Annotated in this window: 25 protein-coding genes; 12 read left to right on the plus strand and 13 right to left on the minus strand. The window is 69.5% G+C overall.

Annotated elements, in window-relative coordinates; all coding sequences use genetic code 11:
• Positions 1–9: 9 nt before the first annotated feature.
• Positions 10–963 carry a pirin family protein gene (locus M1203_RS21380; protein ID WP_249951385.1) on the minus strand — a complete coding sequence of 318 codons (954 nt, stop codon included), beginning with the start codon at positions 961–963 and terminating at the stop codon, positions 10–12.
• 144 nt (positions 964–1,107) lie between these two features.
• Positions 1,108–1,596 (minus strand): SseB family protein, encoded by a 489-nt coding sequence (locus M1203_RS21385; protein ID WP_129772895.1) that lies wholly within the window; start codon positions 1,594–1,596, stop codon positions 1,108–1,110.
• 163 nt (positions 1,597–1,759) lie between these two features.
• Here M1203_RS21385 and M1203_RS21390 point away from each other — a divergent pair, with 163 nt between their 5' ends.
• Together M1203_RS21390 and M1203_RS21395 are read left to right on the plus strand one after the other, a co-directional pair.
• Entirely contained in the window at positions 1,760–3,586 is a 1,827-nt protein-coding gene (locus M1203_RS21390) for an acyl-CoA dehydrogenase (RefSeq protein ID WP_249951386.1), read from the plus strand.
• Positions 3,587–3,789: 203 nt separating this feature from the next.
• On the plus strand, positions 3,790–5,091 hold the full coding sequence (locus M1203_RS21395; RefSeq protein ID WP_249951387.1) for a M18 family aminopeptidase: 1,302 nt from the start codon (positions 3,790–3,792) through the stop codon (positions 5,089–5,091).
• Between the two features lie 9 nt (positions 5,092–5,100).
• On the opposite strand, the gene M1203_RS21400 is transcribed toward M1203_RS21395, so the two are convergent.
• On the minus strand, positions 5,101–6,972 hold the full coding sequence (locus tag M1203_RS21400) for an NHL domain-containing thioredoxin family protein (protein WP_249951388.1): 1,872 nt from the start codon (positions 6,970–6,972) through the stop codon (positions 5,101–5,103).
• Positions 6,973–7,187: 215 nt separating this feature from the next.
• On the opposite strand from M1203_RS21400, the gene M1203_RS21405 reads away from it, so the two are divergent.
• A complete protein-coding gene (locus M1203_RS21405; protein WP_249951389.1) occupies positions 7,188–7,682 on the plus strand; it encodes an LURP-one-related/scramblase family protein in 495 nt (164 codons plus the stop codon).
• A 20-nt stretch (positions 7,683–7,702) separates the two neighbouring features.
• Here M1203_RS21405 and M1203_RS21410 read toward each other — a convergent pair whose 3' ends face one another.
• Positions 7,703–8,563, minus strand: coding sequence for a carbon-nitrogen family hydrolase (locus M1203_RS21410; RefSeq protein ID WP_249951390.1), 861 nt, complete (start codon positions 8,561–8,563; stop codon positions 7,703–7,705).
• A 181-nt stretch (positions 8,564–8,744) separates the two neighbouring features.
• Between M1203_RS21410 and M1203_RS21415 the strand changes: the two genes are divergently transcribed.
• On the plus strand, positions 8,745–9,569 hold the full coding sequence (locus tag M1203_RS21415; RefSeq protein WP_249951391.1) for a maleylpyruvate isomerase family mycothiol-dependent enzyme: 825 nt from the start codon (positions 8,745–8,747) through the stop codon (positions 9,567–9,569).
• Between the two features lie 68 nt (positions 9,570–9,637).
• Here the strand turns inward: M1203_RS21415 and M1203_RS21420 are convergent, their stop codons facing one another.
• Positions 9,638–10,879 (minus strand): nitrate/nitrite transporter, encoded by a 1,242-nt coding sequence (locus tag M1203_RS21420; protein WP_249951680.1) that lies wholly within the window; start codon positions 10,877–10,879, stop codon positions 9,638–9,640.
• 56 nt (positions 10,880–10,935) lie between these two features.
• Positions 10,936–11,619, minus strand: coding sequence for a GntR family transcriptional regulator (locus M1203_RS21425; protein ID WP_249951392.1), 684 nt, complete (start codon positions 11,617–11,619; stop codon positions 10,936–10,938).
• 249 nt (positions 11,620–11,868) lie between these two features.
• On the opposite strand from M1203_RS21425, the gene M1203_RS21430 reads away from it, so the two are divergent.
• A complete protein-coding gene (locus M1203_RS21430) occupies positions 11,869–12,801 on the plus strand; it encodes a D-alanyl-D-alanine carboxypeptidase family protein (protein ID WP_249951393.1) in 933 nt (310 codons plus the stop codon).
• 39 nt (positions 12,802–12,840) lie between these two features.
• Here the strand turns inward: M1203_RS21430 and M1203_RS21435 are convergent, their stop codons facing one another.
• The 3 genes from M1203_RS21435 to M1203_RS21445 are packed head-to-tail and all read right to left on the minus strand — an operon-like array spanning position 12,841 to position 14,107.
• Positions 12,841–13,026, minus strand: coding sequence for a DUF397 domain-containing protein (locus M1203_RS21435; protein ID WP_249951394.1), 186 nt, complete (start codon positions 13,024–13,026; stop codon positions 12,841–12,843).
• A complete protein-coding gene (locus tag M1203_RS21440; RefSeq protein WP_249951395.1) occupies positions 13,023–13,220 on the minus strand; it encodes a DUF397 domain-containing protein in 198 nt (65 codons plus the stop codon). The genes M1203_RS21435 and M1203_RS21440 overlap by 4 nt, the downstream gene beginning before the upstream one ends.
• A gap of 5 nt (positions 13,221–13,225) precedes the next feature.
• Positions 13,226–14,107, minus strand: coding sequence for a helix-turn-helix transcriptional regulator (locus M1203_RS21445; RefSeq protein WP_249951396.1), 882 nt, complete (start codon positions 14,105–14,107; stop codon positions 13,226–13,228).
• Between the two features lie 276 nt (positions 14,108–14,383).
• Between M1203_RS21445 and M1203_RS21450 the strand changes: the two genes are divergently transcribed.
• The 3 genes from M1203_RS21450 (at position 14,384) to M1203_RS21460 (ending at position 15,512) form a co-directional block, all read left to right on the plus strand.
• Positions 14,384–14,836 carry an ATP-binding protein gene (locus tag M1203_RS21450; protein ID WP_249951397.1) on the plus strand — a complete coding sequence of 151 codons (453 nt, stop codon included), beginning with the start codon at positions 14,384–14,386 and terminating at the stop codon, positions 14,834–14,836.
• A complete protein-coding gene (locus tag M1203_RS21455) occupies positions 14,833–15,078 on the plus strand; it encodes a hypothetical protein (protein WP_249951398.1) in 246 nt (81 codons plus the stop codon). Before M1203_RS21450 ends, M1203_RS21455 begins: the two co-directional genes overlap by 4 nt.
• Positions 15,079–15,305: 227 nt before the next feature.
• Positions 15,306–15,512, plus strand: coding sequence for a hypothetical protein (locus M1203_RS21460; RefSeq protein WP_249951399.1), 207 nt, complete (start codon positions 15,306–15,308; stop codon positions 15,510–15,512).
• 548 nt (positions 15,513–16,060) lie between these two features.
• Here the strand turns inward: M1203_RS21460 and M1203_RS21465 are convergent.
• Genes M1203_RS21465 through pdhA form a run of 3 tightly spaced genes read right to left on the minus strand, consistent with a single transcriptional unit; the run spans position 16,061 to position 19,703 of the window.
• On the minus strand, positions 16,061–17,530 hold the full coding sequence (locus tag M1203_RS21465) for a dihydrolipoamide acetyltransferase family protein (RefSeq protein ID WP_374403588.1): 1,470 nt from the start codon (positions 17,528–17,530) through the stop codon (positions 16,061–16,063).
• Between the two features lie 8 nt (positions 17,531–17,538).
• Positions 17,539–18,519 carry an alpha-ketoacid dehydrogenase subunit beta gene (locus tag M1203_RS21470; RefSeq protein ID WP_249951401.1) on the minus strand — a complete coding sequence of 327 codons (981 nt, stop codon included), beginning with the start codon at positions 18,517–18,519 and terminating at the stop codon, positions 17,539–17,541.
• A gap of 2 nt (positions 18,520–18,521) precedes the next feature.
• Entirely contained in the window at positions 18,522–19,703 is a 1,182-nt protein-coding gene (gene pdhA, locus M1203_RS21475; protein WP_249951402.1) for a pyruvate dehydrogenase (acetyl-transferring) E1 component subunit alpha, read from the minus strand.
• Between the two features lie 324 nt (positions 19,704–20,027).
• Between pdhA and M1203_RS21480 the strand changes: the two genes are divergently transcribed.
• From M1203_RS21480 to M1203_RS21490, 3 genes are all read left to right on the plus strand, one after another.
• Entirely contained in the window at positions 20,028–20,684 is a 657-nt protein-coding gene (locus M1203_RS21480; protein WP_249951681.1) for a response regulator transcription factor, read from the plus strand.
• Between the two features lie 99 nt (positions 20,685–20,783).
• The gene (locus tag M1203_RS21485; RefSeq protein ID WP_249951403.1) at positions 20,784–21,200 is read left to right on the plus strand and encodes a pyridoxamine 5'-phosphate oxidase family protein; all 417 of its coding nucleotides are present in this window, start codon (positions 20,784–20,786) and stop codon (positions 21,198–21,200) included.
• A 102-nt stretch (positions 21,201–21,302) separates the two neighbouring features.
• Positions 21,303–22,460, plus strand: coding sequence for a phosphotransferase (locus tag M1203_RS21490; RefSeq protein ID WP_249951404.1), 1,158 nt, complete (start codon positions 21,303–21,305; stop codon positions 22,458–22,460).
• A gap of 67 nt (positions 22,461–22,527) precedes the next feature.
• On the opposite strand, the gene M1203_RS21495 is transcribed toward M1203_RS21490, so the two are convergent.
• The gene (locus M1203_RS21495) at positions 22,528–24,174 is read right to left on the minus strand and encodes a protein kinase (RefSeq protein WP_249951405.1); all 1,647 of its coding nucleotides are present in this window, start codon (positions 24,172–24,174) and stop codon (positions 22,528–22,530) included.
• A 409-nt stretch (positions 24,175–24,583) separates the two neighbouring features.
• Between M1203_RS21495 and M1203_RS21500 the strand changes: the two genes are divergently transcribed.
• Complete coding sequence (locus tag M1203_RS21500; RefSeq protein WP_249951406.1) at positions 24,584–26,311, plus strand: protein kinase; 1,728 nt, start codon at positions 24,584–24,586, stop codon at positions 26,309–26,311.
• Positions 26,312–26,415: the final 104 nt, after the last annotated feature.

Genomic DNA, 26,415 nt, shown 5'->3' on the forward strand with positions numbered 1-26,415 from the left:
CCGCGCCGGCTACGCCGGCCCCGCCGGGACCGTGCCCAGGCGCCCCGCCTGGAAGTCCTCGAACGCCTGCTTGAGCTCCGCGTGACTGTTCATCACAAACGGGCCATAGTGCGCCATCGGCTCCCGGATCGGGCGTCCGCCCAGCAGCACGACCTCCAGGTCCGGCGTGTTCCCGTCCTGGGACTCGTCCGCGCGCACGCTCAGCGCGCCGCCCGCGCCGAACACCGCCGTCTGCCCCATGTGGACCGGACGCCGGTCCGTACCGACCGAGCCGCGCCCCGCCAGTACGTACGCGAGACCGTTGAAGTCCTCCCGCCACGGCAGATTGATCTCCGCACCCGGCCGCAGCGTCGCGTGGATCATCGTGATCGGGGTGTGCGTGATGCCGGGGCCCTCGTGTCCGTCGAGCGAACCGGCGATCACCCGGAGCAGCGCGCCGCCGTCGGGCGAGGTCAGCAGCTGGACCTGGCCGCCGCGGATGTCCTGGTACCGGGGGTCCATCATCTTGTCGGACGCCGGGAGGTTCACCCAGAGCTGGAGGCCGTGGAACAGCCCGCCGGACATGACCAGCGACTCCGGCGGAGCCTCGATGTGCAGCAGGCCGGAGCCCGCCGTCATCCACTGGGTGTCACCGTTCTGGATGGTGCCGCCGCCGCCGTTGCTGTCCTGGTGGATGAAGGTGCCGTCGATCAGGTACGTCACGGTCTCGAAGCCGCGGTGCGGGTGCCACGGCGTGCCCTTGGGCTCGCCCGGCGCGTACTCCACCTCGCCCATCTGGTCCATCATGATGAACGGGTCGAGGTGCTGGTAGTTGATCCCCGCGAACGCGCGACGCACCGGGAAGCCCTCGCCCTCGAATCCGCCGGGGGCGGTCGTGACGGCGAGTACGGGGCGGGCCACGGCGTCGGCCGGGGCCGCCACCCGGGGCAGGGTCAGCGGGTTTTCGACAGTCACTGCGGGCATGGGGGCCTCCTTGATGATTCAACGTTCAATTTAGTTGAACGGTGAACATCTGGCAAGGCGCACCGCATTCCCGGGGGCCGACATGAGTACGCCGCGGCCGGATGGGCCGCGGCGGAGGAGGAGCCGGGAAGGAGGGGACAGGATCTAGCCGTACATACGGCGCATCGCGAAGTCCACCATCTGCTCGACCGCCTTCGCGTCGAACACCATGCGATGGTCGCCCTCCATGTCCAGGACGAAGCCGTATCCCGTGGGCAGCAGATCGATCACCTCGGCGCCGGTGATCACGAAGTACTTCGACTCCTTGCCCGCGTACCGCCGCAGCTCCTTGAGCGTGCTGAACATGGGGATCACCGGCTGCTGCGTGTTGTGCAGGGCCAGGAACCCGGGGTTGTCACCCCGCGGGCAGTAGACCTTCGACGTCGCGAAGATCTGCTGGAAGTCCTCGGCCGACAACGACCCCGTCGTGAACGCGCGCACCGCGTCTCCCAGCGACGGGGGCGAGGGCTCCGGATACAGCGGCTGTTCGCCGTATCCGCCCGCGCCCGGGCCGCCCATCGGCTGCTGCTGCGGCTGCTGAGGCGGGTGCGTGTACTGCTGCTGAGCGCCCGGGTTCTGGTCGTAGCCGTACATGAGCGCAAGAGTACTGAGGAATGGTGTCCTGGGGAGCCGGGTCGGCCTCGTCACAGTCTCCCGGACGGGGTTGCGCCTTATTACCCATGGGTAGCATCATCGTAGCTACTTACCGGTACATGTATGAGGAACCTGCCTCCCCGATCCTTACGGAGTCGTCGCCATGGGGCACTACAAGTCAAATCTGCGCGACATCGAGTTCAACCTCTTCGAGGTCCTCGGACGCGACAAGCTGTACGGCTCCGGACCGTTCGCGGAGATGGACGTGGAGACCGCCAAGAGCATCCTCGAAGAGGTCACGCGCCTCGCGGAGAGCGACCTCGCCGAGTCGTTCGCGGACGCCGACCGCAACCCCCCGGTCTTCGACCCGGAGACCAACACGGCTCCGGTCCCGGCGGCCTTCAAGAAGAGCTACCAGGCGTACATGGACTCCGAGTACTGGCGCCTCGGCCTGCCGGAGGAGATCGGCGGCACGACCTCCCCCCGCTCCCTGATCTGGGCGTACGCGGAGCTGCTCCTCGGCGCGAACCCCGCCGTGTGGATGTACGCGTCGGGCCCCGCCTTCGCCGGGATCCTTTTCGACGAGGGCAATGAGGCGCAGAAGAAGGTCGCCGCGTTCGCCGTCGAGAAGCAGTGGGGCTCCACGATGGTCCTCACCGAGCCGGACGCCGGCTCGGACGTCGGCGCGGGCCGTACGAAGGCCGTCGAGCAGGAGGACGGCAGCTGGCACATCGAGGGCGTGAAGCGCTTCATCACCTCCGGCGAGCACGACATGTCGGAGAACATCCTTCACTACGTCCTCGCCCGCCCCGAGGGCGCCGGCCCCGGCACCAAGGGCCTGTCGCTCTTCCTCGTACCGAAGTACGAGTTCGACTGGGAGACCGGCGAGCTGGGCGCGCGCAACGGCGCCTACGCCACGAACGTCGAGCACAAGATGGGGCTCAAGGCCTCCAACACCTGCGAGATGACCTTCGGCGACCGCCACCCCGCCAAGGGCTGGCTGATCGGTGACAAGCACGAGGGCATCCGCCAGATGTTCCGCATCATCGAGTTCGCCCGGATGATGGTCGGTACGAAGGCCATCGCCACGCTGTCCACCGGCTATCTGAACGCGCTGGAGTACGCCAAGGAGCGCGTCCAGGGCCCCGATCTGGCGCAGTTCATGGACAAGGCGGCGCCCAAGGTCACCATCACGCACCACCCCGATGTGCGCCGCTCGCTGATGACGCAGAAGGCGTACGCCGAGGGCATGCGCGCCCTCGTCATGTACACCGCCTCCGTCCAGGACGAGATCGCCGTCAAGGAGGCCGAGGGCGAGAACGCGAAGGCGCTGCACGGGCTGAACGATCTGCTGCTGCCGATAGTGAAGGGCTACGGCTCGGAGCGGTCGTACGAGCAGCTCGCCCAGTCCCTCCAGATCTTCGGCGGCTCCGGCTATCTCCAGGAGTACCCGATCGAGCAGTACATCCGGGACGCCAAGATCGACACCCTCTACGAGGGCACCACCGCGATCCAGGGCCAGGACTTCTTCTTCCGGAAGATCGTCCGTGACCAGGGCCAGTCGTTGAACACGCTCGCCGAGGAGATCAAGACGTTCCTCGCGGTCGGCACCGGCGGTACGGAGCTGGCCCCGGCCCGCGACGCGCTCGCCAAGGCGGCCGTCGACCTGGAGGCGATCGTCGGCCGGATGCTGACCGATCTCACCTCCACCGGCGAGGACGTCAAGAACATCTACAAGGTCGGGCTGAACACGACGCGGCTGCTGATGGCCTCGGGCGATGTGGTCGTCGGCTATCTGCTGCTGCGCGGCGCCGCCGTGGCCGCCGAGAAGCTGGAGACGGCCGCCGCGAAGGACGTGGCGTTCTACCAGGGCAAGATCGCGGCGGCGAAGTTCTTCGCCGCGAATGTCCTGCCGGACGTCTCGACGCAGCGCGCGCTCGCCGAGACCGTCGACGACTCCCTCATGGAGCTGGACGAAGCGGCCTTCTGACCGGGCCCGCCCGATCACGACGACGGGACGGCGGGACACCTCCCCGGGGAGGTGTCCCGCCGTCCTGTCCCCCCGTTTTCCGCCGCCCGCCGCTCCGTCCCGCGTGCCTGTTCTCCCCATGTGCGGAGCTTGTCCCGCCCAGTTCCGTGCCGTTCCAACCGGTGACGGGCCCGGTGCCAGGGCCCGTCGTTATGGTGAACCCCATGAGCACTTCCGCCCGCTTCGACCGCGGCCACACCGACGATCTCATCTCCTTCTTGACGGCCAGTCCCTCGCCGTATCACGCGGTGGCCAACGCCGCTGAGCGACTGGAGAAGGCAGGCTTCCGGCAGCTGCGGGAGACGGACGCCTGGGACGGGTCGGCGGGCGGGCGGTTCGTGCTGCGCGGCGGGGCGATCATCGCCTGGTTCGTACCGGAAGGCGCCGATCCGCACACGCCCTTCCGGATCGTCGGAGCCCACACGGACTCCCCGAATCTGCGGGTGAAGCCGCTGCCGGACACCGGCTCGTTCGGCTGGCGCCAGATCGCCGTGGAGATCTACGGCGGGACGCTGCTCAACACCTGGCTCGACCGCGATCTGGGCCTCGCGGGCCGCGTCACCCTGCGCGACGGCTCGCACCGGCTGATCAATATCGACCGCGCCCTGCTCCGTGTCCCGCAGCTGGCCGTGCATCTGGACCGCTCCGTGAACACCGAGGGGCTGAAGCTGGACCGGCAGCGGCACATGCAGCCGATCTGGGGCCTCGGCGACCCCCAGGAGGGCGATCTGATCCGCTTCGTGGCGCGGGAGACGGGCGTCGACGCCACGGACATCACCGGCTGGGACCTGATGCCGCACGCGATCGAGCCGCCCTCCTATCTCGGCCGCGACCGTGAGCTGCTGGCCGGGCCCCGGATGGACAACCTGCTGTCGGTGCACGCGGGTACGGCGGCGCTGGCCGCGGTCGCCACGTCCGCCGCCGCCGAGCCGCTTCCGTATATCCCCGTGCTCGCCGCCTTCGACCACGAGGAGAACGGCTCCCAGTCGGACACCGGCGCGGACGGACCGCTCCTCGGCACCGTCCTCGAACGCTCGGTGCTCGCCCGCGGCGGTACGTACGAGGACCGGGCGCGGGCCTTCGCGGGCACGGTCTGTCTGTCGTCCGACACCGGCCACGCCGTGCACCCGAACTACAGCGACCGCCACGACCCGACGCATCACCCGCGCGCCAACGGCGGCCCCATCCTCAAGGTCAACGTCAACATGCGGTACGCGACGGACGGCAGCGGCCGGGCCGTGTTCGCCGCCGCCTGCGAGAAGGCCGGCGTGCCCTGGCAGTCGTTCGTCTCCAACAACTCGATGCCGTGCGGCACGACGATCGGTCCGATCACCGCGGCGAGACACGGCATCCAGACCGTCGACATCGGCGTGGCCATCCTGTCGATGCACAGCGCGCGCGAGCTGTGCGGCGCGGACGACCCGTATCTGCTGGCGAACGCCCTCGTGGCGTTCCTGGAGGGCTGAACGGCCCGCTTACGCGCCGAGGCCGGCCAGTACGAGCGCGAGCCGGGACGTTCCGGTGTCGCCTACGCGGACGGGCACGCCCCAGTCCTGCTGATGGACGTGACAGGCCGGGTACTCGTTCGCCGGGTCGTCGTCGCAGGAGGCGGCCATCGCGGAGACATGCAGCACGCCCTCGGTGACCCCGTCGGCCAGCACCAGTTCGCGGTGGAGGTCCGTACCGGCGCCGGAGCCCTCCGCCAGCAGTTCTGGCGGGGTGGCGGAGACCAGCAGCCGGGTCGAGGGACCGTAGCGCGTGTCGAGCTTCTGGCCCGTCGGCGCCGTGAAGACGACGTTCAGCGTCAGCGCGCCGGGGGCGACCTCGGTGGCCTCCCGCCGGGTGCGGTGGGCGACGGCCTCGACCTTGACCGCCTCGTCGGGCAGCCGCAGCCGGGTCAGCCGGTGCCGCGCGGACTCGACGACGACGATGTCCTCGCCGACGAGCACCGCGTCGCTCGGCTCCCGCAGATCCGTTGCCAGCGTGGTCACCTCACCGGTCGCCGGGTCGTAGCGGCGCAGCGCGTGGTTGTACGTGTCCGAGACGGCGACCGAGCCGTCCGGCAGGGCGGTGACACCCAGCGGGTGCTGGAGCAGGGCCTGTTCCGCGGCGCCGTCGCGGTGCCCGAAGTCGAAGAGCCCGGAGCCGACGGCCGTACGGATCACGAACCCGCCGCCCTCGAACCCGCCGCCCTCGCCCGCACTGTCCCCGGCTCCCGCCCGCTCCACGTAGCGCAACGCGCTGGTCTCCGAGTCGGCGATCCACAGCCGGTCCCCGGCCGCCGCGAGCCCGGACGGCTGCGCGAACCACGCCTCCGCGGCGGGCCCGTCCACCAGCCCCTCATTGGTCGTACCGGCCGCCACCGCGACCGTCCCGGCGGCCGGGTCGTACGTCCACAGCTGGTGCACCCCGGCCATCGCGATCCAGACCCGGTCCGCCCACCACGCGACGTCCCACGGCGAGGAGAGGTCCACCTCCAGGGCGGGCCCCTCGGTCGGCGAGCCCTGCCACCACTGCCTGCCGGTCCCGGCGACGGTCTCGACGGCGCCGCTGACCGGGTCGTACGTCCGCAGCGCGTGGTTCACGGTGTCCGCGACGATCACCTTGCCGTCGGGGAGCAGCGCGAGCCCCTGCGGTTCGCTGAAGGAGTCGGGTCCCGAGCCGCGCACACCGCTGCCGATCCGTCGGACGACCGTCTCGCCGTCCGCCTCCAGCTCGACCAGCTGATGGCGGGTGGAGTCGGAGACGAGGAAGTGCCCGCCGGGCAGCACGAGCGCCTTGCCGGGGAAGCGCAGACCGGTCGCGACCGGCTCCGGCGGTACGTACGGACCGTCCCCGCGCCGCAGCGTCCCCTTCGCGGCGTGCTCGGCCTCCAGCTCCTCCACCAGCTTCGCGATGGCGTGCGCATGTCCCTCACCGGCGTGCTGGGCCACGACATAGCCCTCGGGGTCGATGACGACCAGCGTCGGCCAGGCGCGTACCGCGTACTGCTTCCAGGTCGCCAGCTCGGGATCGTCCAGCACCGGGTGGTGCACCCCGTACCGCTCGACGGCGTCGACGACGGACTGGTGCTCGGCCTCGTGCACGAACTTCGGTGAGTGGACACCGATGATCACGACCGTGTCCCGGTGCTTCTCCTCCAGCTCCCGCAGCTCATCGAGGACATGCAGGCAGTTGATGCAGCAGAAGGTCCAGAAGTCGAGAATGACGATGCGTCCGCGCAGGTCGGCGAGGGTGTACGACATCTCGCCGGTATTGAGCCAGCCGCCCTTGCCGATCAGTTCGGGGGCACGGACCCGGGCGCGGCGAGACGGGGGTGAAGCGGGGGCGGGGGTCGCGTCGGTCATGAAACAAGGGTGCCACCACCGAAAACGCCCCCGCAGCCAGGGACCCCACAACCGAGCCGGGGACCCCATGACCGCCAGGGACCCCACAACCGCTGGGACCCCACAACCGCGGGCGCCGCATCCCGCGCACGGCCGTACGCGTGCGCCCGCGCTCGTACGCGTGCACCTGCGCGCCCGCCGACCGCCGCCTCCGCGCCCCCGGGTACCCGTCCTCCATGAGATATCTCGTGCGCGACAAGATCTTCGCGATCGGCGACGACTACTGGATCGAGGACGAACAGGGCAGACGGGCCTTCCGCGTCGACGGCAAGGCGCTGCGGCTGCGCGACACGCTCGAACTCAAGGCGCCCACCGGGCAGGTGCTGATCACGCTGCGCCAGAAACTGCTCAGCCTGCGGGACGCCATGATCATCGAGCGGGACGACCGGACGCTGGCGACGATCCGCAGAAAGCGGCTCTCGCTGCTGCGCAATCACTACCGGGTCTCCCTGGCCGAGGGCACCGAGCTGGATGTGAGCGGGCGGATCCTGGATCTGGAGTTCGCGATCGAGTACGACGGCGAACTGCTGGCCCATGTGTCGCGGCGCCGGCTGCGGATGCGGGAGACGTACGGCGTGAATGTCGTACGGGACGACGCGGACCACGCGCTGCTGATCGCCGTGGCCGTGTGTGTGATCAGGATGGCGGAGAAGGAGCACGAGGACAGCTGATCCGGAAGCCGGAAGGGGGCCTATCGGATCACGGTCGGCGTCTCCAGCCCCAGCCGACGGTCCTTCAGCGCCGGGAAGCGCTCCCGGGTCGTCGCGACCGACGCCGGGTCGAGATCGACGGTCAGGACCTCCTCGTCCGTCCCCGCCTCCGCGAGCACCTCGCCCCAGGGGTCCACCACGATGCTGTGCCCGGACTGCTCCACACCGGCGTGCGTACCGGCGCTCGCGCAGGCCAGGACGTACGCCTGGTTCTCCACGGCGCGTGCGCGGGCGAGCAGCGTCCAGTGCGCGCGCCTGCGGGCGGGCCAGCCGGCCGGGACGACGAGCGTCTCGGCGCCCGCGTCGACCAGCCCGCGGAACAGTTCGGGGAAGCGCAGGTCGTAGCAGGTGGCGAGGCCGAGGGTGGTCTCCGGCAGCCGGACGGTGACCAGTTCGTCGCCCGCGCCCATCAGCGTGGCCTCGCCCTTGTCGAAGCCGAAGCGATGGATCTTGCGGTAGGTACGGACGAGCTCACCGGCGGGGGAGAGGACGAGCGAGGTGTTGTAGAGGATCCCGTCCGGGGCATGTCCGTCCGGCGCGTACCCGTCCGAGGCGTGCTCGTCCGGCGCGTACCCGTCCCTGACTCGCTCCACGATGGATCCCGCGTGCAGCCAGACGCCCGCGTCCCGCGCCGCCTCGGACATCTCCCGGAACGTGGGGCCGTCCGCCGCCTCCGCCTCGTCGGCGAACGACTCGTACGCGAAGGCCCCGACCGGCCAGAGCTCCGGAAGCACCACCAGATCGGCGCCGCGCTGCGCCCTCACCATCGCCGCCGCGCGCCGACGGCGCGAATCGGCCGATTCGTACGGATCTACCGCGATCTGGATCAGCGAGGCGCGCACAGTACCACCGTCCTGGCATTCGAGCCGTCAACACGGGCCTACGATCGTCACACGAAAGCACTGCCGGGGTGCCACCGGGCAGCGTAACTTAGCTGCCAAACCTCCCACGCAGCCCGCAGCCCGCAGCCCGCCCGCCAGCAAGCAAGCCAGCCCGCGTACCGCAGAACCGCCGAGGGGTCCCGTGACCGTCCATCCCAGCCTTCAAAACTACGCCGATGCCTGGACCCACTCCATCGAGGCCATAGCCGAGCTGGTGCAGCCGCTCGTCGAGGGCGAATGGAACCGCCGCACACCGTGCCCCGGTTGGTCCGTACGAGACATCGTCTCGCATGTCATCGGCCTGGAATGCGAGATGCTCGGGGACCCGCGGCCCATCCATTCGCTGCCGCGCGACCTCTACCACGTACGGGACGACCACACCCGCTACATGGAGATGCAGGTCGACGTGCGGCGCCACCACACGGCGCCGGAGATGACCTCCGAACTGGAGTACACGATCATCCGCCGCAACCGGCAGTTGCGGAACGAGAACCGCTCCCCCGACACCATGGTCCGTGCCCCACTGGGCGCCGAGTGGACCCTCGAAGACGCCATGCGCGCGCGGGCGTTCGACATCTGGGTGCACGAGCAGGATCTGCGCACCGCGCTGAACAGGCCCGGCAACCTGGACTCGCCGGGCGCGGTGATCACCCGCGACATGCTGCTGGCCGCGCTGCCGAAGGTCGTCGCCAAGAAGGCGGGCGCCCCGCCGAACTCGGCGGTCGTCATCGATGTCAGCGGCCCGGTGGAATTCCTCCGTACGGTCAGGGTGAACGCCGACGGACGCGGTTCGGTGGACGGCTCCCCGTCGCTCGGCCCCCTGGTGACGCTCGCGACGGACTGGGAGACGTACTTCAGGCTGGCGTGCGGACGCGTGCGGCCCGCGGCGGTGGCGGACCGCGTCAAGATCGACGGTGATCTCGATCTGGCCGACGCGATTCTGCGGGAGTTCGCGGTCACGCCGTAGGGGAGCCGGGCACGGCGGCAACGCACCGGGCCCGGCCCGTACGGGCGACCACGCGCCGGTCCAGCCGGTCATGCCGGTACGTGTACGGCCTCCACCCGGCTCGCCACCAGCCGCTCCCGCTCCCGGCGCGCGGTGCGGTTCCGCAGCCGCAGGATCTGCACGATCCCGATCGCCTGGAGAACGAAGACGGTCGAGAACGCGATCCGGTAGTTGTCGCCGGTCGCGTCCAGCAGGACGCCGACCGCGAACAGCGTCGTCATCGAGGCCGTGAAACCGCCCATGTTGACGATTCCGGAGGCCGTGCCCTGACGCTCCGGCGGATTCGCGGGCCTGGCGAAGTCGAAGCCGATCATCGACGCGGGCCCGCAGGCGCCCAGGACCGCGCAGAGCGTGATCAGCAGCCACATCGGGGCATGGTCGCCGGGGTACCCGATCGTCACCGCCCAGGCCAGCGCCGACGCCCCGACGGTGCCCAGGGCCAGTGGCGCCCTGGCCGCGTGGTGGCGGGCGATGACCTGCCCGTAGACCAGCCCGACGACCATGTTGGAGAGCACGATCAGGGTGAGCAGTTCGCCCGCGACGGCACGGGACAGGCCCTGCGCCTCGACGAGGAACGGCATCCCCCACAGCAGCAGGAAGAACATCGCCGGGAACTGGGTGGTGAAGTGCACCCACATCCCCAGCCGGGTGCCGGGTTCACGCCAGGACTCGGCGATCTGCTTCCGTACGTACGCGGCCCCCGCGTGCTCGGCGGGCGGCGGCTCGTGGCCCTCCGGGTGGTCCTTGAGGAAGAGCAGCAGCAGGACGAGGACGAGGACCCCGGCGAGCGCGCTGCCCGCGAAGGTCGTGGTCCAGCCGAGACCGTTCAGGGTGCGGGAGATGAAGATGGTGGAGACGAGGTTGCCCGCCATCCCGAAGAGCGCGGCGACCTGGGCGATCATCGGCCCGCGCCGGGCGGGGAACCAGCGGGTGCCGAGCCGCAGCACGCTGATGAAGGTCATCGCGTCGCCGCAGCCGAGGAGCGCGCGGGAGACGAGGGCGGTGCCGTACGAGGGGGAGAGCGCGAAGCCGAGCTGCCCGACGGTGAACAGCACGACGCCGATGGTCAGCACCTTCTTGGTGCCGAGCCGGTCGACCATCAGGCCGACGGGTATCTGCATGCCCGCGTACACGAGCAGCTGAAGTATGGAGAACGTCGACAGGGCCGAGGCGTTGACCCCGAAGCGGTCGGCGGCGTCGAGGCCGGCCACGCCCAGGCTGGTACGGAAGATGACGGCGACGAAGTAGACGGCGACGCCGATGCCCCACATATAGGTGGCACGGCGCCCGCCGGGTGGATCGCCGGGGAGAGTGACCGAGCCGCCGCTCACCGGGCTTCACCCCGGACCAGCACCTTGACCCGGCTGACATGCCGGCGCACACATTGCGCGGCGGCGTCCGCGTCGCCTCTTCTGATGGCGTCGAGCATTTCGGTGTGCTCGGTGATGTTCTTGGCGATGCGGTCGGGGTGCGCTTCGAGTACGGCGACGCCCATCCGCAACTGACGGTCCCTGAGCTGGTCGTAGAGCTTGGAGAGGATCTCGTTGCCCGCGTGGCGCACAATCTCGGCGTGGAAGCACCGGTCGGCGACGGCGACGGCGGCGAGATCCCCGTCCTCGGCCAGCCGCCGCTGCTCCTCCAGCACCTCCTCCAGCCGCGCGATCAACCGCGCGGACGCCGGTACGGCCTTCCGTACGGCGAACTCCTCGACCAGCAGCCGGGTCTCGACGACATCCGCGATCTCCTGCGCGGAGACGGCGAGCACGAGGGCGCCCTTCTTCGGATAGAGCTTGATCAGCCCTTCGACCTCCAGCTTGAGCAACGCCTCCCGAACGGGTGTACGGGACACCCCGACGGCTTCGGCCAACTCACCTTCGGTCAGCAGGGTGCCGCCTTCGAAACGGCGGTCGAGCACGGCTTCCTTGATATGGCTGTAGACGCGGTCCGCGGCGGGCGGTCGCTTCAGGGGCGCGGCGGGGGCGGCAGGGGCGGGAGCAGGAGCGGGCGGCATGCACACAGCTTAGATACAACAGAGGTGCAACAGCATCCGGCGTCCGGGATGCGGGATGCGGACGCCGAGCCGACCGCCCCGGCCCGCGCCGAGCCACCGCAAGCGACCTCATCGTGACCTGAACCACGAAACCGCTCCCCTATCCCGTACATCCCTCCGATCCCCTCACGCGTCACCTATAGGGGCCTGTTTCCCAAGACGGCCCCCATCGGTGCTTCCCCTCGCATTCGCGGATTCGGAGCGTTTCACTTGATACCCAGCCTCCCGGGCGCGCGCAAAGCCGCCGTGGTCTCTCTCACCGCCGGCGCGCTCATGGCCGTCACGGCCCTGGCCTCACCCGCTCAGGCGGCCACCGCGCCGTCCATCAGCGGCAAGGGCGGGTTCGTGCTCAACAACGCGTCCAGCGCGACGGTCTACAGCAAGACCGCCGACACCAGGCGCCAGATGGCGAGCACGACGAAGATCATGACCGTCGCCGTGGTGCTCAGCACCAAGGGCGTCGACCTCAACCGCAAGGTCACCGTCAAGCAGGCCTACCGCGACTACGTCGCCAAGGAGGGCGCGAGCACCGCGGATCTGCGGACCGGCGACAAGGTCACCGTGCGGCAGCTGCTGTACGGCACGATGCTGCCCTCCGGCTGCGACGCGGCCTACGCCCTCGCCGACACCTTCGGCACCGGCTCCACCAACGCCGCCCGCACCAAGTCGTTCATCGCGAAGATGAACGCGAAGGCCGTCGAACTCAAGCTCAAGAACACCAAGTTCGACTCCTTCGACGGCATATCGCAGGCCGGGAACAACTACACCACCCCGCGCGACCTCGCCAAGATCGCCCAGTACGCGATGAAGAACTCCAACTTCCGCGCGGTCGTGAAGGCCACCTCGTACAAGAGCACGGCACCGACCAGCACCGGCGGCACGCGCACCTACACCTGGTACAACACGAACAAGCTGCTCGGCTCCTACAGCGGCGCGATCGGCATCAAGACGGGCACCGGCACGGCGGCGGGCCCCTGCCTGGTCTTCGCCGCCACGCGCGGCAGCAAGACCCTCGTGGGCGTCGTCCTGAACAGCGCCGACCGTTACAAGGACGCGGCGAAGCTGCTCGACTACGGCTTCGGCTCGTCGACCGCGAAGACGATGAAGCTGCGGACGCTCCCGGCGGGCGCGCAGCAGGACTGATCAGGACCGAGCAGGACTGATCGGTCCTGATCCAGGGTCCTACGACTTGAGCAGGCCGGCCCGGAACGCCTCCCATGCGGCGGGGGCGAGGAGCAGCACCGGGCCGGCTGAGTCTTTGGAGTCACGGACGGCGACGGTGCGGGGGACGTTGAGGGCGACCTCTACGCAGTCGCCGTGTGGATCGCCACTGCTGTAGCCGGACTTCACGAAGACGAAACCGGTCACGATGCCTCCGTCTGTACCTGCACAGTCGCAGTAAATGCGCCCCATGCACCGGAGGTGAGGAGAAGTACTGGGCCGACGGAGTCCTTGGAGTCACGGACGGCAACGATGCCGGGGACGTTGAGGGCGACCTCTACGCACTCCTGTCCAGCATTTCCGCCGCTGTAGCTGGACCTTATGAACTCGAAGGCGGGCACGGGAGCTACAACTCCTTGAGGATTCCATCGATCAGTCCGACCGAGTTGCGTTGCGCGAGCCCGAGTCGGGAGATGCGGTAGAACAACTGGCCGTGGTGCGCAGCATCAGTATCGCCCTCCAACCAGAGAGTCGTCGACGTGGTATCCATGTGCACCACGTCGAGCGCGCCCGGCTCCGCGAACGAAACGATGGTGAAGGCGCTGGTCATGCCCGGGTGAGCCCCGGCAAGGTAGGGCACCACCTGCAACTTCACATTGGGCCGCTGAGCCATCTTCAGCAGATGTGCGAGTTGCTCCCGCATGACCTCCCGACCTCCTACGAGTTGCCGCAGGGCGCCCTCATGGACGATCGCCCAGAGTTCCAGCGCGCGTTCCCCTGCAAGACGCGCCTGGCGTGCCATCCGGGACTCAACGAACGGATCGATCTCATCCAGATCAGCCCAGGATCCGTTACCCACTGCAAGTGCTCTCGCATAGTCCGGGGTCTGCAGCAGGCCGGGAACGATGGCAAGTTGCCAGGTGCGGATTCGAGTCGCGATGTCTTCGAGCGCCACATACTCGACCATCGCCTGCAGCTCTGGGTACTGATTCCACCACCCGCGCGCTTTGCGGCGGTCTCTGTCGGCCTTTGCGAGGGTCAGCAGTCTGCCAAGAACGGTTGCGTCGTCCACCCCGTACAAGTGGCACAACGCCCTGACGTCGGGATCCCTGATTGGCACCAGCCCTCGTTCGATCTTCGCGACCTTGGTGACGGACGCCGTCAGCGCCTCGGCCGCGTGCGTCTGACGCAACGAGCATGCCTCGCGCATGCGCAGCAACTCGCCGCCGAGCCGACGTCCAAGGACGGTTGAGACCGTCTTCCCGCGATCCGGATTGGTACCTGCCACCCCGCGCTCCCTCCCAACTCCCAGTGAATCGCACCAGTCTGAGACCTCGATCACTTCTCACACAACTCATGGACAGCAATTTCCCTGCCCGTTCCACTTGCTGCCTACCGAACCTGCGACTACTCTACGTATCTGATCGCTCGCACAGTGGAGCCGTTCGGCAGAAGCGCACCGGTCTGCCCTGCGTCAGAACAGACGCGGAGTCGGGCGGGCATCGCCACTGCCAGGCGCACCCCCGTACGGGCAGAGCCGCCGCACACGGAAAGGTGCGCATCAATGACCTCAGCCAACCAAGAGGCATCCGAGTCCGAGCCGGAGTTCTGGCAGCCCCTCCAAGAGGACCGGCTGAACTACACACCCACCGCCGGCAGCGTCAGCCTCGCGCGGCGACGCGCCGCGCGGCTCGTCACGCAGTGGGGGCACCCCGAACTCGCCTGGTCCACCGCCTTGGTGGTCAGCGAGCTCGCCACCAACGCCCTGCTGCACGGGAGCTTGCGTGACCGCCTGTTCCAGGTGCGGACCACCCTCCGGCCGAAGACTCTCCGTATCGAGGTGAGCGACCCGCGCGGAGAGCGGCTGCCGAGCCTGCGTGTCGCGGAGGACGACGAATGCTTCGGCCGAGGGCTGCACATCGTCACGCAACTCGCGGACCGCTGGGGCACCCAGCCCCGCAGCGTCGGCAAGACCGTCTATGCGGAGATCGACGTGCGGACGGATGCGGCACGATGATCGACCCTGTCACCGACAGAGCGCTGTGGGGCGTCGTCGCCCTCGCCATCAGCCTCATCGTGCTGGTGATCGGCATTCTGTACGCGGCGACCTGGCGCCCCGAACACGAACCGCCCCAGCTCTCGGCAACCGCCGAGAAGGCGTACACGTACACCTGTTACTGCCACCGTGAACCGATCCATATCACCCTCCGCGCCTCCGAACTCCCCCGCAGGCAGGCGCGCGGACACTGGAGACGGTGAGAGCCTGAGGACCGGCCCGAGCCTGAGGACCGGCCCGACCGTTTCGCGGGGCTGCGGGAGGCTGGGGTGCCTATGCTTCGGGCATGTCATCGCCCAGCGCCACTCCTGACGGATCTGCGCCCTCCGCAACGCGGAGGACTTCACTGACCCGTTGGGCGATCACGGCGTTGTCGTGGTGGTGGGTAGCTGCCCCACTCATCCTGCTGACTCCCCCGATCGCCCGCGCGATGGGGTTTCCAGGGGTACGGGACGAGTACGGCCTGATGTTCGGGTGGACCGCTCTGATCAGTGCGGTGGTCGCACCGACGGCGGGGTTCGTGGTGGCGCTTGTCAGCCGACGACGGCGGGCTCGTCGGCGCTTCGCCGCCATGGGAGCGGTATCCAGCGTGCCGATCCTCTTCTTCTGGATCTTCGGGATACTGCTCACCGAGTGACCGAGTGGATACCACTGCGAGATATCACGGGCGCTGGGTGCGGGTTCGTGCCGAGGGGTAGTCGGCGTGGGCCGGAAGGTTCGGAGACGGGTGGGGGCCGCCCCTAGGTTTCAGTTTCGCGGCTCCGGGTCGGGCGTCAAGGGCGCTCCTTCGTCGCGTCGGCAAGCCGATGGGCTGCGCCCACCCTTGACCCCCGCCCCTCCACCGCAAGTGCAGCTTTGAGGGGGGCGGCCCGGGGGAGGGGCGGGAGTCAAGGGTGAAGCGAAGCGCAATCGGCGCAGCCGACGCGACGAAGGAGCGCCCTTGACGCCCGACCCGGAACCGCGAAACTGAAACCTAAGGGGCGGCCCCCACCCGCCATGTCCGACTCCGGCCCACCCCGACTACCCCTCGGCACGAACCCCCACCCACTCCACAGCACAACGGCGCCCTCGGAGTCCCAGCCCCGTGCGCCCCGGACACACGAAGAGCCCCACGGCCATGTGCTCGCCGTGGGGCTCCGTCGTTCGGGCGCGGGCTCTGGGGTGCTATCCCCAGGTCCTGGGGCGCTATCCCCAGGTGATCAGGCGCTTCGGCTGTTCCAGGATCGCGGCGATGTCCGCCAGGACCCGGGAGCCCAGTGCGCCGTCGACCAGGCGGTGGTCGAAGGAGAGCGCCAGCGTGGTGACCTGGCGGGGCTTCACCTGGCCCTTGTGGACCCACGGCTGGAGCTTGATCGCGCCGACCGCGAGGATCGCGGACTCGCCCGGGTTGAGGATCGGCGTACCGGTGTCGACGCCGAAGACGCCGACGTTGGTGATCGTCACCGTGCCGCCCTGCATGGCCGCCGGGGTCGTCTTCCCCTCGCGGGCCGTGGACACCAGCTCCCCCAGCGCTTCGGCCAGTTGAGGCAGCGTCTTGTCGTGCGCGTCCTTGATGTTCGGGACGATCAGACCGCGCGGGGTCGCCGCCGCGATGCCCAGGTTGACGTAGTGCTTGAGGACGATCTCCTGGTTCGCCTCGTCCCAGGCCGCGTTGACCTCGGGGTTCCGCTTGATCGCGACCAGCAGCGCCTTGACGACGAGGAGCAGCGGGTTGACCCGCAGGCCCGCCATGTCCTTGTCGGACTTCAGCTCCTCGACCAGCTTCATCGTGCGCGTCACATCGACGGTGATGAACTCCGTGACATGCGGCGCGGTGAACGCGCTGCCCACCATGGCCGCCGCCGTGGCCTTCCGTACGCCCTTGATCGGGATACGGGTCTCCCGGCCGGTCGCCGCACCGACCGCCTGGGCCGCCGCCGGTTCGGCAACCGGAGTCGAAGCCGGAGCCGGAGCGACAGCGGCAGGCGCCGGAGCGACCGCCGGTTCGGTGGCCGTGGCCGGAGCCGTCGCCGCGTGGACGTCCTCGCGCGTGATGATCCCGCCGGGACCCGTCGGCGTGATCGTCGCCAGGTCCACACCCAGGTCCTTGGCGAGCTTGCGTACCGGGGGCTTGGCCAGCGGACGGGACCGCGTGGGCGCGGCGGACACGGTCGGGGCCGCGTGCCCGTTCATCTCCGCCTGGATGGCCGCGCCGGCCGTCTCCGCGGCCGTCGCCTGCTCCGGCACCGAGGCACCCGGAGCGCCCCTGCGCGCGCGCCGCTTCGTGGACGCCTCGGCGACCCCGTAGCCGACGAGTACCGGCGTACGCCCCGCCGGCTCAGCGGGTTCCTCGGCAGCGACGTCAGCGGCAACGGGAGCGGGAGCGGCAGGCGCCGGCTCGGCGCTGCCCGGTGCCACGTCCACCGAGATGATGGACGCGCCGACGTCGACCGTCGTGCCCTCCTCGAAGCGCAGCTCGTGCACCACCCCGTTGTACGGAATGGGCAGTTCCACAGCCGCCTTCGCGGTCTCGACCTCGCACACCACCTGGCCGTCCACGACAGAATCGCCCGGCTGTACGTACCACTTGAGGATCTCGGCCTCGGTGAGCCCCTCGCCCACGTCGGGCATCTTGAATTCGCGGTAGCGAGTGGAAGTGTCAGCAGTCATGGTCACGGCACTCCTCAGTACGCGAGCGAGCGGTCGACGGCGTCGAGCACCCGGTCCAGGCCCGGGAGGTACTCGTCCTCCAGCCGGGCCGGCGGGTACGGCGCGTGGTAGCCGCCGACCCGCAGCACCGGGGCCTCCAGGTGGTAGAAGCACCGCTCCGTGAGGCGCGCGGCGATCTCCGCGCCGGAGCCGTAGAAGACCGGCGCCTCGTGCACCACGACCAGTCGGCGCGTCTTCTCCACCGACGTCTGGATCGTGTCGAAGTCGATCGGGGACATCGAGCGGAGATCGACGACCTCCAGCGACTTGCCCTCCTCCTCGGCCGCCGCGGCGGCCTCCAGACAGACCTTCACCATCGGGCCGTACGCCGCGAGCGTCAGGTCCGTACCCTCCCTGGCGACCCGCGCGCCGTGCAGCGGACCGGGGATGGCCTCGGCGTTGACCTCGCCCTTGTCCCAGTAGCGCCGCTTGGGCTCGAAGAAGATCACCGGGTCGTCGCTCTGGATGGCCTGCTGCATCATCCAGTACGCGTCCGACGCCGTGGAAGGCGAGACGATCTTCAGCCCCGCGACATGCGCGAAGAGCGCCTCGGGGGACTCGCTGTGGTGCTCGACCGCGCCGATGCCGCCGCCGTACGGGATACGGACGACGACGGGCAGCTTGATCTTGCCCAGCGCGCGGGCGTGCATCTTCGCGAGCTGGGTGACGATCTGGTCGTAGGCGGGGAAGACGAAACCGTCGAACTGGATCTCCACCACCGGCCGGTAGCCGCGCAGCGCGAGACCGATGGCCGTGCCGACGATGCCCGACTCGGCGAGCGGGGTGTCGATGACGCGGTCCTCGCCGAAGTCCTTCTGCAGACCGTCCGTGACCCGGAAGACGCCGCCGAGCTTGCCGACGTCCTCGCCCATGATCAGGACCTTGGGGTCGGTCTCCAGCGCCTTGCGGAGCGACTCGTTGATCGCCTTGGCGATCGGGAGCTTCTGTACGGCCATGGCTACTTGCCCTCCCCGGCGGAACCACTCTGGGTGTCCTCGAACGACGCCTGGTACGCGGCGAACTGCGCGCGCTCCTCGTCGACAAGCGCGTGCCCGTCGGCGTAGACATGGTCGAAGATCGCCATGGGGTCCGGGTCGGGCATGGCCCGCACTACCTCTCGTACCCGCTTTCCGAGGGTTTCGCTCTCCTCGTCCAGAGCCGTGAAGAACGCCTCGTCCGCGTGGCCCTCCCGCTCCAGATACCTGCGCAGCCGCAGGATCGGGTCCTTGGCCTCCCAGGCCTCCCGCTCCTCGTCCGCGCGGTACTTGGTCGGGTCGTCCGAGGTGGTGTGCGCGCCCATCCGATAGGTGAAGGCCTCGACCAGCATGGGCCCCTCGCCCCGGCGGGCCCGCTCCAGCGCGGCACGGGTCACGGCGAGACAGGCCAGTACGTCATTGCCGTCGACGCGGACGCCGGGGAAGCCGTACCCCTGCGCGCGCTGGTAGAGCGGCACCCGGGTCTGCTTCTCGGTCGGCTCGGAGATGGCCCACTGGTTGTTCTGGCAGAAGAAGACCACCGGCGCGTTGTAGACCGCGGCGAAGGTGAACGACTCGGCGACATCGCCCTGGCTGGAGGCGCCGTCCCCGAAGTACGCGATCACGGCCGAGTCCGCGCCGTCCTTGGCGACGCCCATGGCGTAGCCGGTGGCGTGCAGGGTCTGGGAGCCGATGACGATGGTGTAGAGGTGGAAGTTGTTGCTGCTGGGGTCCCAGCCTCCGTTGTTCACACCACGGAACATGCCCAGCAGATTCGTCGGGTCGACGCCTCGGCACCAGGCCACGCCGTGCTCACGGTAGGTGGGGAAGACATAGTCGTCGTCGCGCAGGGCGCGACCCGAGCCGATCTGCGCGGCCTCCTGGCCGAGCAGTGACGCCCACAGTCCCAGCTCGCCCTGGCGCTGGAGCGCCGTGGCCTCGGCGTCGAAGCGGCGGGTCAGGACCATGTCGCGGTACAGCCCGCGCAACTCCTCCGGGGTCAGATCGATCCCGTAGTCCGGGTGCTCGACCCGCTCGCCCTCGGGGCTGAGCAGTTGTACGAGCTGGGGCTCAGAACTCTGAGGCTGCGGCGTCCTTTTGGCGCTTGCGCGCTTGGTGCCGCTGCTGCGTCGCGGTTTGCGCGCGGCAGTGCTCTCCACGGTCACGTGCTTGCTCCTCCGTCTGTCCGGCTCCCGGGATCCGCCGGGTACCAGTGCGGCTCGCCTGTTTCCGTCGTGTGCACGGGGTGGGTGCGACGCGGCCGGGACAGGCGTGACAGGTGCCCCGGCGAGCGCCCTGTCACAGGCACGTTACCCAGTGGGGGGCACTCCTGCGAAACCCCTTCTGACCTGCAATTTTGCTTGGATTTCCAAGTAAATCGCCAAAGTCTGGAACAACCACTGGTCACAGCCTTGCAGGCCGCCGGAACAACGGCACGTTATCCCGCTGATCTGCGGCAGGGAAGGGGTGAATGTGTGAGACTGGATTCTGTGTACAAGGACGGAAAAATTACGGTATTCCTTGTTGATGACCATGAAGTCGTCCGCAGGGGCGTCTACGAGCTTCTCTCCGTCGAGGACGACATCGAGGTCGTCGGGGAGGCCGGTACGGCGGCGGACGCGACGGCCCGAATCCCGGCCACCCGGCCCGATGTGGCGGTGCTGGACGTCCGGCTGCCGGACGGCAGCGGCGTGGAGGTCTGCCGGGAGATCCGCTCCCGGGACGAGTCCATCAAGTGCCTGATGCTCACCTCGTTCGCCGACGACGAGGCCCTCTTCGACGCGATCATGGCCGGGGCCTCGGGTTATGTACTGAAGGCGATCCGTGGCAATGAGCTGCTGACGGCGGTACGGGACGTGGCGGCGGGGCGGTCGCTGCTCGACCCGGAGGCGACGGCGCGGGTGCTGGAGCGGCTGCGTACGGGCAACCCCCCGAAGGACGACAAGCTGGCCGGCCTCACCGACCAGGAGCGCAGGATCCTGAATCTGATCGGCGAGGGCATGACCAACCGCGCGATCGGCGGGGAGCTGCATCTCGCCGAGAAGACGATCAAGAACTATGTCTCCAGCCTGCTCTCCAAGCTGGGGATGGAGCGCCGGTCGCAGGCAGCCGCGTATGTGGCGCGGCTCCAGGCCGAGAAGCCCTGACGTACCGCGTCCGACCCGGTCCTAATCGGGACCTACGTCCCGTTCATCCGGGGCCGCCTCCTCTGTTGGCAGGGTCTTCGGTAACGCACAGTGGACACCATGTTCACCGAGGAACTCCGAGCCATCGATCTGCTCAGCCGGGTGCCGTACGGGCGGGTGGCGACGAGTATGCGCGCGATGCCGTTCGTGGCGCCCGCCCGCCATGTCGTGGCCGGCGGATCCGTCCTGCTGTGCATGCACGCGGGCCTCGGCTACCACCGGGCGTGCGGCGGTGGCGTGGTGGCGTACGGAGCGGACAACTTCAGCAGCGACGAGATGGACCAGTGGTCGGTCGAGTTCACCGGCACCGCCGAGATCATCGAACCGACGGCCCCCGAGCTGGAAATGTTCGGCACGGGCCCCCACCGCGTGGACGGTGAGCCATTCGATCCGGTCTATATGCGACTTACGCCCCAGTTCGTCACCGTACACACGCTCGACTATTCCTTGGAGCGACGAAGCGAACACGTTGCGTGATCTAACATCTGACAAGTGCCGCGCTCATATGAATTCGCCGCACCTGCTGCGACCGCCGTGATCCCCATCCCCGCGCCTGCCGCCGCTCGTGCACCTCGTTCCATGCTTCCCCCCGTACATCCCTCCGCACCACCGCATCGCTCCGCACCACCGCGCCCCTCCGCCCCGCTTCACCCGTCAGCCCCGCCACACCCGTCAGCCCCGCCACACCCGTCCGCACCACCGCACCCGTCCGCGCCACTGCACTCCACCCTCCCGCTCCACGCCACCGCTCCGCCCGTCCGGACGCTCCTGCGCCGCTACCGCAACGCGGGCGAGCCGCTCTCCTGCGAGCCCGTCGCCCAAGGGCTCCTCAACCGCGGCTACCGGCTCCGCACCACCCGGGGCGCCTACTTCCTCAAGCACCATCTGGACGGCGACCGCGACACCATCGCCCGCCAGCACCGCGCCACCCAGCGGCTCCAGACGCTCGGCGTGCCCGTCGCCCCGCCCGTCGAGAACACCGACGGCGACACCGTCGCGGTCATCGGCGGCCACTGCTACGCCCTGCACCCGTGGATCGACGGACGCCATCGCGACGGCTCACAGCTGACCACCGGCGGGTCGGGGCACCTCGGGGCGCTCCTCGGGCTGGTGCACACCTGTCTGGAGCGGGTGATGGAGCCGGATCCGCCGACGCTCGCGTATGTCAGCCCCGACCCCGCCGACACCTTCGACCTCATCGAGGAACTGCTCGCCCTGGCCCGCGGCCGTACCCGCAGGGACGTCTTCGACGCGCTGGCCGAACACCGCCTCCTGGAACGCCGGGACCTGCTGGAACTCCACGCCCATCGCCGGCCGCCCCCCGGCGCGGAACCGGCCACGGGCTGGGTGCACGGCGACTTCCACCCGCTGAACCTGCTCTACCGAGGCGACGAACCGGTCGCGATCATCGACTGGGACCGGCTCGGCGTACAGCCGCGCGCGGAGGAGGCGGTACGCGCCGCGGCGATCTTCTTCGTCCGGCCGACGGGCGAGCTGGAGCTGACGAAGGTACGGGCGTACGCGCGCGCCTACCGCCGGGCCGCCGGAGCCCGCGCCTCCGAACTCGCCGCGGCCGTGCACCGGGTGTGGTGGGAGCGGCTCAACGACTTCTGGATACTGCGCTGGCGCTACCAGCTGGACGACCGAAGGGCCGACCCGCTGTTCGCAGCGGTGTCGGCCCTCGCGGTGTGGTGGACGCGGGAGTACGAGGCGGTACGCGAGGCCTTCGCCGGCTGATCCCACCTCAGAAAGTGGTGCCTCCGGTCAGGAAGTGGTGCCTCCGGTCAGGAAGTGGTGCCTCCGGTCAGGGAGTGGTGCCTCCGGCGGCGTCGGCGCCGGTGATGGTGCCGCCGGGGGCACCATTGCCCGTGGTCGTGCCGCCGTCGGTGGTCCCTCCGTCGGTCGTGCCCCCGTCGGCGGTGCCCCCATCGGTCGTGCCGCCGTCGGTCGTGCCCCCGTCCGTCGTGCCGCCGTCGGAGGTGCCGCCATCCGAAGTGCCCGTGTTCGTCCCGCTGCTGGAGCCGGTCGAACCCGTCTCCGAGGGGGGCGTCGACGGATCACTCGACGATTCGGAGTCGCTCGGCGACTCCGACGGCGTATCACTCGGCTTGTAGCTGGGCCAGTGGTCGTCGCCTCCGGTGGAGGTGTCCGTCTCCGAGGTGTCCTCGCTCGGGGAGTCCGAGGGCGAGGGGGAATCGCTCGGCGTCGACTCGCTCGTGCTGACCGACGGCTTGTTCTCCGACTTGTCGCCCGTGCCCGTGTCGCCCAGGCCCTTGAACGCGTAGGCCGCCCCCGCCACGATCGCGATCACCGCGAGCGCCACGAAGATCCACATCTTGCTGCGGCCCCTGCCGTTCTGGTGCCCGCCGTCGTACCCGCCGTCGTCCGGGTTCCTCGGCGGCAGGATCGGGCCCTGTGAGGTGTCGCCGTGCGGCGGGTGACCCAGCGCGGTCGTCGCGGCCATGCCCATCGCCGGGGTGTTGCCGCCCATGTGCGGCTCGACGGCCCCGGTGTTCCACGTACCCGTATGGCTGCCCTGCTGCTGGAGCATCTGCATGCCGTACTGGATCAGCCCGCGCATCTCCTCGGCGCTCTGGAACCGGTCGTCCGGCTCCTTCGCCAGCGCGCGCATGACCAGCCCGTCCAGCTCCGGCGGCGCCACGTCCGAGACCTCGGACGGCGGGACCGGGATGTCCTGGACATGCTGGTAGACGACCGAGAGCGGGGTCTCGCCGGTGAAGGGGGGCCGCAGGGCGAGCAGTTCGTAGAGCAGACAGCCCGTGGCGTACAGGTCGCTGCGGTGGTCGACGGCCTTGCCGAGCGCCTGCTCGGGCGAGAGGTACTGCGGCGTGCCCATGACCATGCCGGTCTGGGTCATCGTCGACTGCGCGCCGTGCAGGGCGCGCGCGATGCCGAAGTCCATCACCTTCACCGCGCCGGCGTCCGTGATGATCACGTTCGCGGGCTTGATGTCCCGGTGCACGATGCCGTGCTGGTGCGAGTAGGCGAGCGCTTCAAGCACCCCGGAGACGATGATCAGCGCCTGCTCGGGCGGCGGGGCCTCCGCGCTGACCAGCAGATCACGGATGGTGCGGCCCTCGACCAGCTCCATCACGATGTACGGCACGGTCTGACCGTTGACCGTGTCCTCGCCCGAGTCGTACACCGCCACCACCGCGTGGTGGTTCAGCCCGGCGACCGACTGTGCCTCGCGGGTGAAGCGGGCCTTGGAGACCGGGTCCTCGGCGAGATCGGCCCGGAGCAGCTTGACGGCGACGATGCGTCCGAGCCGTACGTCCTCTGCCGCGAACACCTCGGCCATGCCGCCACGGCCCAGGCGGTGGGTCAGGCGGTAGCGGCCGTCGCCGACCATTCCGCCGACCAATCCGTTGTCGCCCCAGGAGTCCGCCGCATCCGGCACTCCGCCGCCTGCTTCGGGTTCGGGTGCCATCAGTCCTCGCCGTCGTTTCTGTCCGCGGAGCGGCCGCACGCGCGGTCCGCGGTATGTCTGTGTGTCTCAGGGGATGTCTCAGGAGTGGCTATGCCACATCACGCTACAGCCTCCGTGTGACACGCCGGTCCAGGATGGACCGGTCATGAAACCCGTTCACTCGCCGCCCATGCAAATTCCATGCGTTTCCTGTAACGCTTCCGAGACGCTTGTTGTGCGTACGGTCACGGAACGGGCACCCGGCTTGACGTGTCAGTGCCCTCGGGCAGACTTGGCGCGTATTCGCGTCATCGCGGGATCTCCGATAACGCGGGATCCCCGACGACGGGATCTTCGGCAAGGGGATCTTCGACAACGGGTCATCGCGTGGCACCACCGCGTCAGCGCGCGCCGAGGGGGAAGCACAGTCATGAGCCAGGACGGCGCACGGGGCCGCTATGCGGGCGGTTCGGTCGCGGGTGGCCGGTACCAGCTTCGCGACCTGCTCGGCGAAGGCGGCATGGCGTCCGTATATCTGGCGTACGACGCGGCCCTGGACCGTCAGGTCGCGATCAAGACACTCCACACGGAGCTGGGGCGCGAGCAGTCCTTCCGCGAGCGCTTCCGCCGTGAGGCCCAGGCCGTGGCCAAGCTGTCGCACACCAATATCGTCTCCGTCTTCGACACGGGCGAGGACGAGCTGGACGGCGCGCTGATGCCGTACATCGTCATGGAGTACGTCGAGGGGCAGCCGCTCGGCTCCGTACTCCAGGCGGACATCGCCCAGTACGGCGCGATGCCGGCCGGCAAGGCGCTGAAGGTGACGGCCGATGTGCTGGCCGCGCTGGAGACCAGCCATGAGATGGGGCTGGTCCACCGGGACATCAAGCCGGGCAACGTGATGATGACCAAGCGCGGCATCGTCAAGGTCATGGACTTCGGCATCGCGCGCGCCATGCAGTCGGGTGTGACGTCGATGACACAGACCGGCATGGTCGTCGGGACGCCGCAGTACCTGTCGCCCGAGCAGGCGCTCGGGCGCGGTGTCGACGCGCGCTCCGACCTCTACTCGGTCGGCATCATGCTCTTCCAACTGCTGACGGGCCGGCTGCCGTTCGAGGCGGACTCGCCGCTGGCGATCGCGTACGCGCATGTGCAGGAGGAGCCGGTCGCTCCGTCCAGCATCAACCGTTCGCTCACCCCCGCGATCGACGCCCTGGTCGCGCGGGCGCTGAAGAAGAACCCGAACGAGCGCTTCCCCAGCGCGGAGGCGATGCGCGACGAATGCGCGCGGGTGCTGCCCGGCGGGCAGACGGGCGCGCCGGTGATCGTGCAGGGCATTCCGCAGAACAGCGGCGCGGGCGTGGGCTCCGCGGTCTTCCCGCCGGTGGACCAGCCGCCCCAGGGGCCGCCGAGCGGGCACGGCGTGCAGGGCGTGCAGGGCGTGCAGGGCGTGCAGACGCCGTATCAGCCGGGTCCTTACGGGCCGCCGACGCCCGCCCCGGGGCAGCCGCCGATGCAGACGTCCGCGCCGATGCACACACCGACACCGGGAGCCGGTACGGGCCCGGGCGCCGTGGCCGGCTACGGCTATCCGGGGACCCCGCAGCCCGCGTACCAGTCCCCGTCGCCGGCTCCGCGGCCGTACACGAGCTCACCCCAGCCCCAGACGACACCTGGTTACGGGGGGCACGGCGGGGGCGGCCGGCGCGACGGCCGGCGCAACACGCCGGTCATCGTGGGCTCGATCGCGGTCGCGGTCCTCGCGATCGGCGGGCTGGTCCTCGCGCTGTCGATGAACAAGGGCTCGGACGACAACACGAACGCGGATCCGGGCACCAGCGACTCCGGGGCGCCGGTCGCGGGCCACCGGGATCCCGAGCGGAATCGCACGATCGACGCGTCGAAGTGCTCGGACGCCTCGGAGGACGGTCTCGACCCGACCAAGGTGACGGTCCCCGACCTGCGGTACAAGGACATCCTCTCGGTGAAGGACTGCCTCCGCGCGGCGGGCTGGACCTGGTCGGAGCCGAAGAAGCAGAACGACGGCACGCAGGCCGAGGACATCGTGATCGGCCAGTACCCGCGCCCGGGTGCCGCCGTGCTGCCCAAGGAGCAGGAGTTCGAGCTGACGATCTCCACGGGCGACCCGGAGTAGCGCCCGCTCCACGGGGCGGTTCCGGAGTGGTACCCGCTCCACGGGGGCGGATCCGGAGTAGTACCCGCTCTAAGGGGGACCCGGACTAGTACTCACGACGGATG

It is taken from the genome of Streptomyces sp. 35G-GA-8, from assembly GCF_023534745.1.
Classification (GTDB): Bacteria; Actinomycetota; Actinomycetes; order Streptomycetales; family Streptomycetaceae; genus Streptomyces.

Bases quoted from the DNA above. Each gene is read 5' to 3' on its own strand.
- M1203_RS21455 (WP_249951398.1), top strand. From the start codon at position 14,833: ATGATCGACCCTGTCACCGACAGAGCGCTGTGGGGCGTCGTCGCCCTC.
- M1203_RS21390 (WP_249951386.1), top strand. From the start codon at position 1,760: ATGGGGCACTACAAGTCAAATCTGCGCGACATCGAGTTCAACCTCTTC.
- M1203_RS21460 (WP_249951399.1), top strand. From the start codon at position 15,306: ATGGGGTTTCCAGGGGTACGGGACGAGTACGGCCTGATGTTCGGGTGG.
- M1203_RS21425 (WP_249951392.1), bottom strand. From the start codon at position 11,619: ATGCCGCCCGCTCCTGCTCCCGCCCCTGCCGCCCCCGCCGCGCCCCTG.
- M1203_RS21495 (WP_249951405.1), bottom strand. From the start codon at position 24,174: ATGGCACCCGAACCCGAAGCAGGCGGCGGAGTGCCGGATGCGGCGGAC.
- M1203_RS21470 (WP_249951401.1), bottom strand. From the start codon at position 18,519: ATGGCCGTACAGAAGCTCCCGATCGCCAAGGCGATCAACGAGTCGCTC.
- M1203_RS21490 (WP_249951404.1), top strand. From the start codon at position 21,303: ATGCTTCCCCCCGTACATCCCTCCGCACCACCGCATCGCTCCGCACCA.
- M1203_RS21395 (WP_249951387.1), top strand. From the start codon at position 3,790: ATGAGCACTTCCGCCCGCTTCGACCGCGGCCACACCGACGATCTCATC.
- M1203_RS21450 (WP_249951397.1), top strand. From the start codon at position 14,384: ATGACCTCAGCCAACCAAGAGGCATCCGAGTCCGAGCCGGAGTTCTGG.
- M1203_RS21500 (WP_249951406.1), top strand. From the start codon at position 24,584: ATGAGCCAGGACGGCGCACGGGGCCGCTATGCGGGCGGTTCGGTCGCG.
- M1203_RS21405 (WP_249951389.1), top strand. From the start codon at position 7,188: ATGAGATATCTCGTGCGCGACAAGATCTTCGCGATCGGCGACGACTAC.
- M1203_RS21380 (WP_249951385.1), bottom strand. From the start codon at position 963: ATGCCCGCAGTGACTGTCGAAAACCCGCTGACCCTGCCCCGGGTGGCG.
- M1203_RS21485 (WP_249951403.1), top strand. From the start codon at position 20,784: ATGTTCACCGAGGAACTCCGAGCCATCGATCTGCTCAGCCGGGTGCCG.
- M1203_RS21400 (WP_249951388.1), bottom strand. From the start codon at position 6,972: ATGACCGACGCGACCCCCGCCCCCGCTTCACCCCCGTCTCGCCGCGCC.
- M1203_RS21385 (WP_129772895.1), bottom strand. From the start codon at position 1,596: ATGTACGGCTACGACCAGAACCCGGGCGCTCAGCAGCAGTACACGCAC.
- M1203_RS21420 (WP_249951680.1), bottom strand. From the start codon at position 10,879: ATGTGGGGCATCGGCGTCGCCGTCTACTTCGTCGCCGTCATCTTCCGT.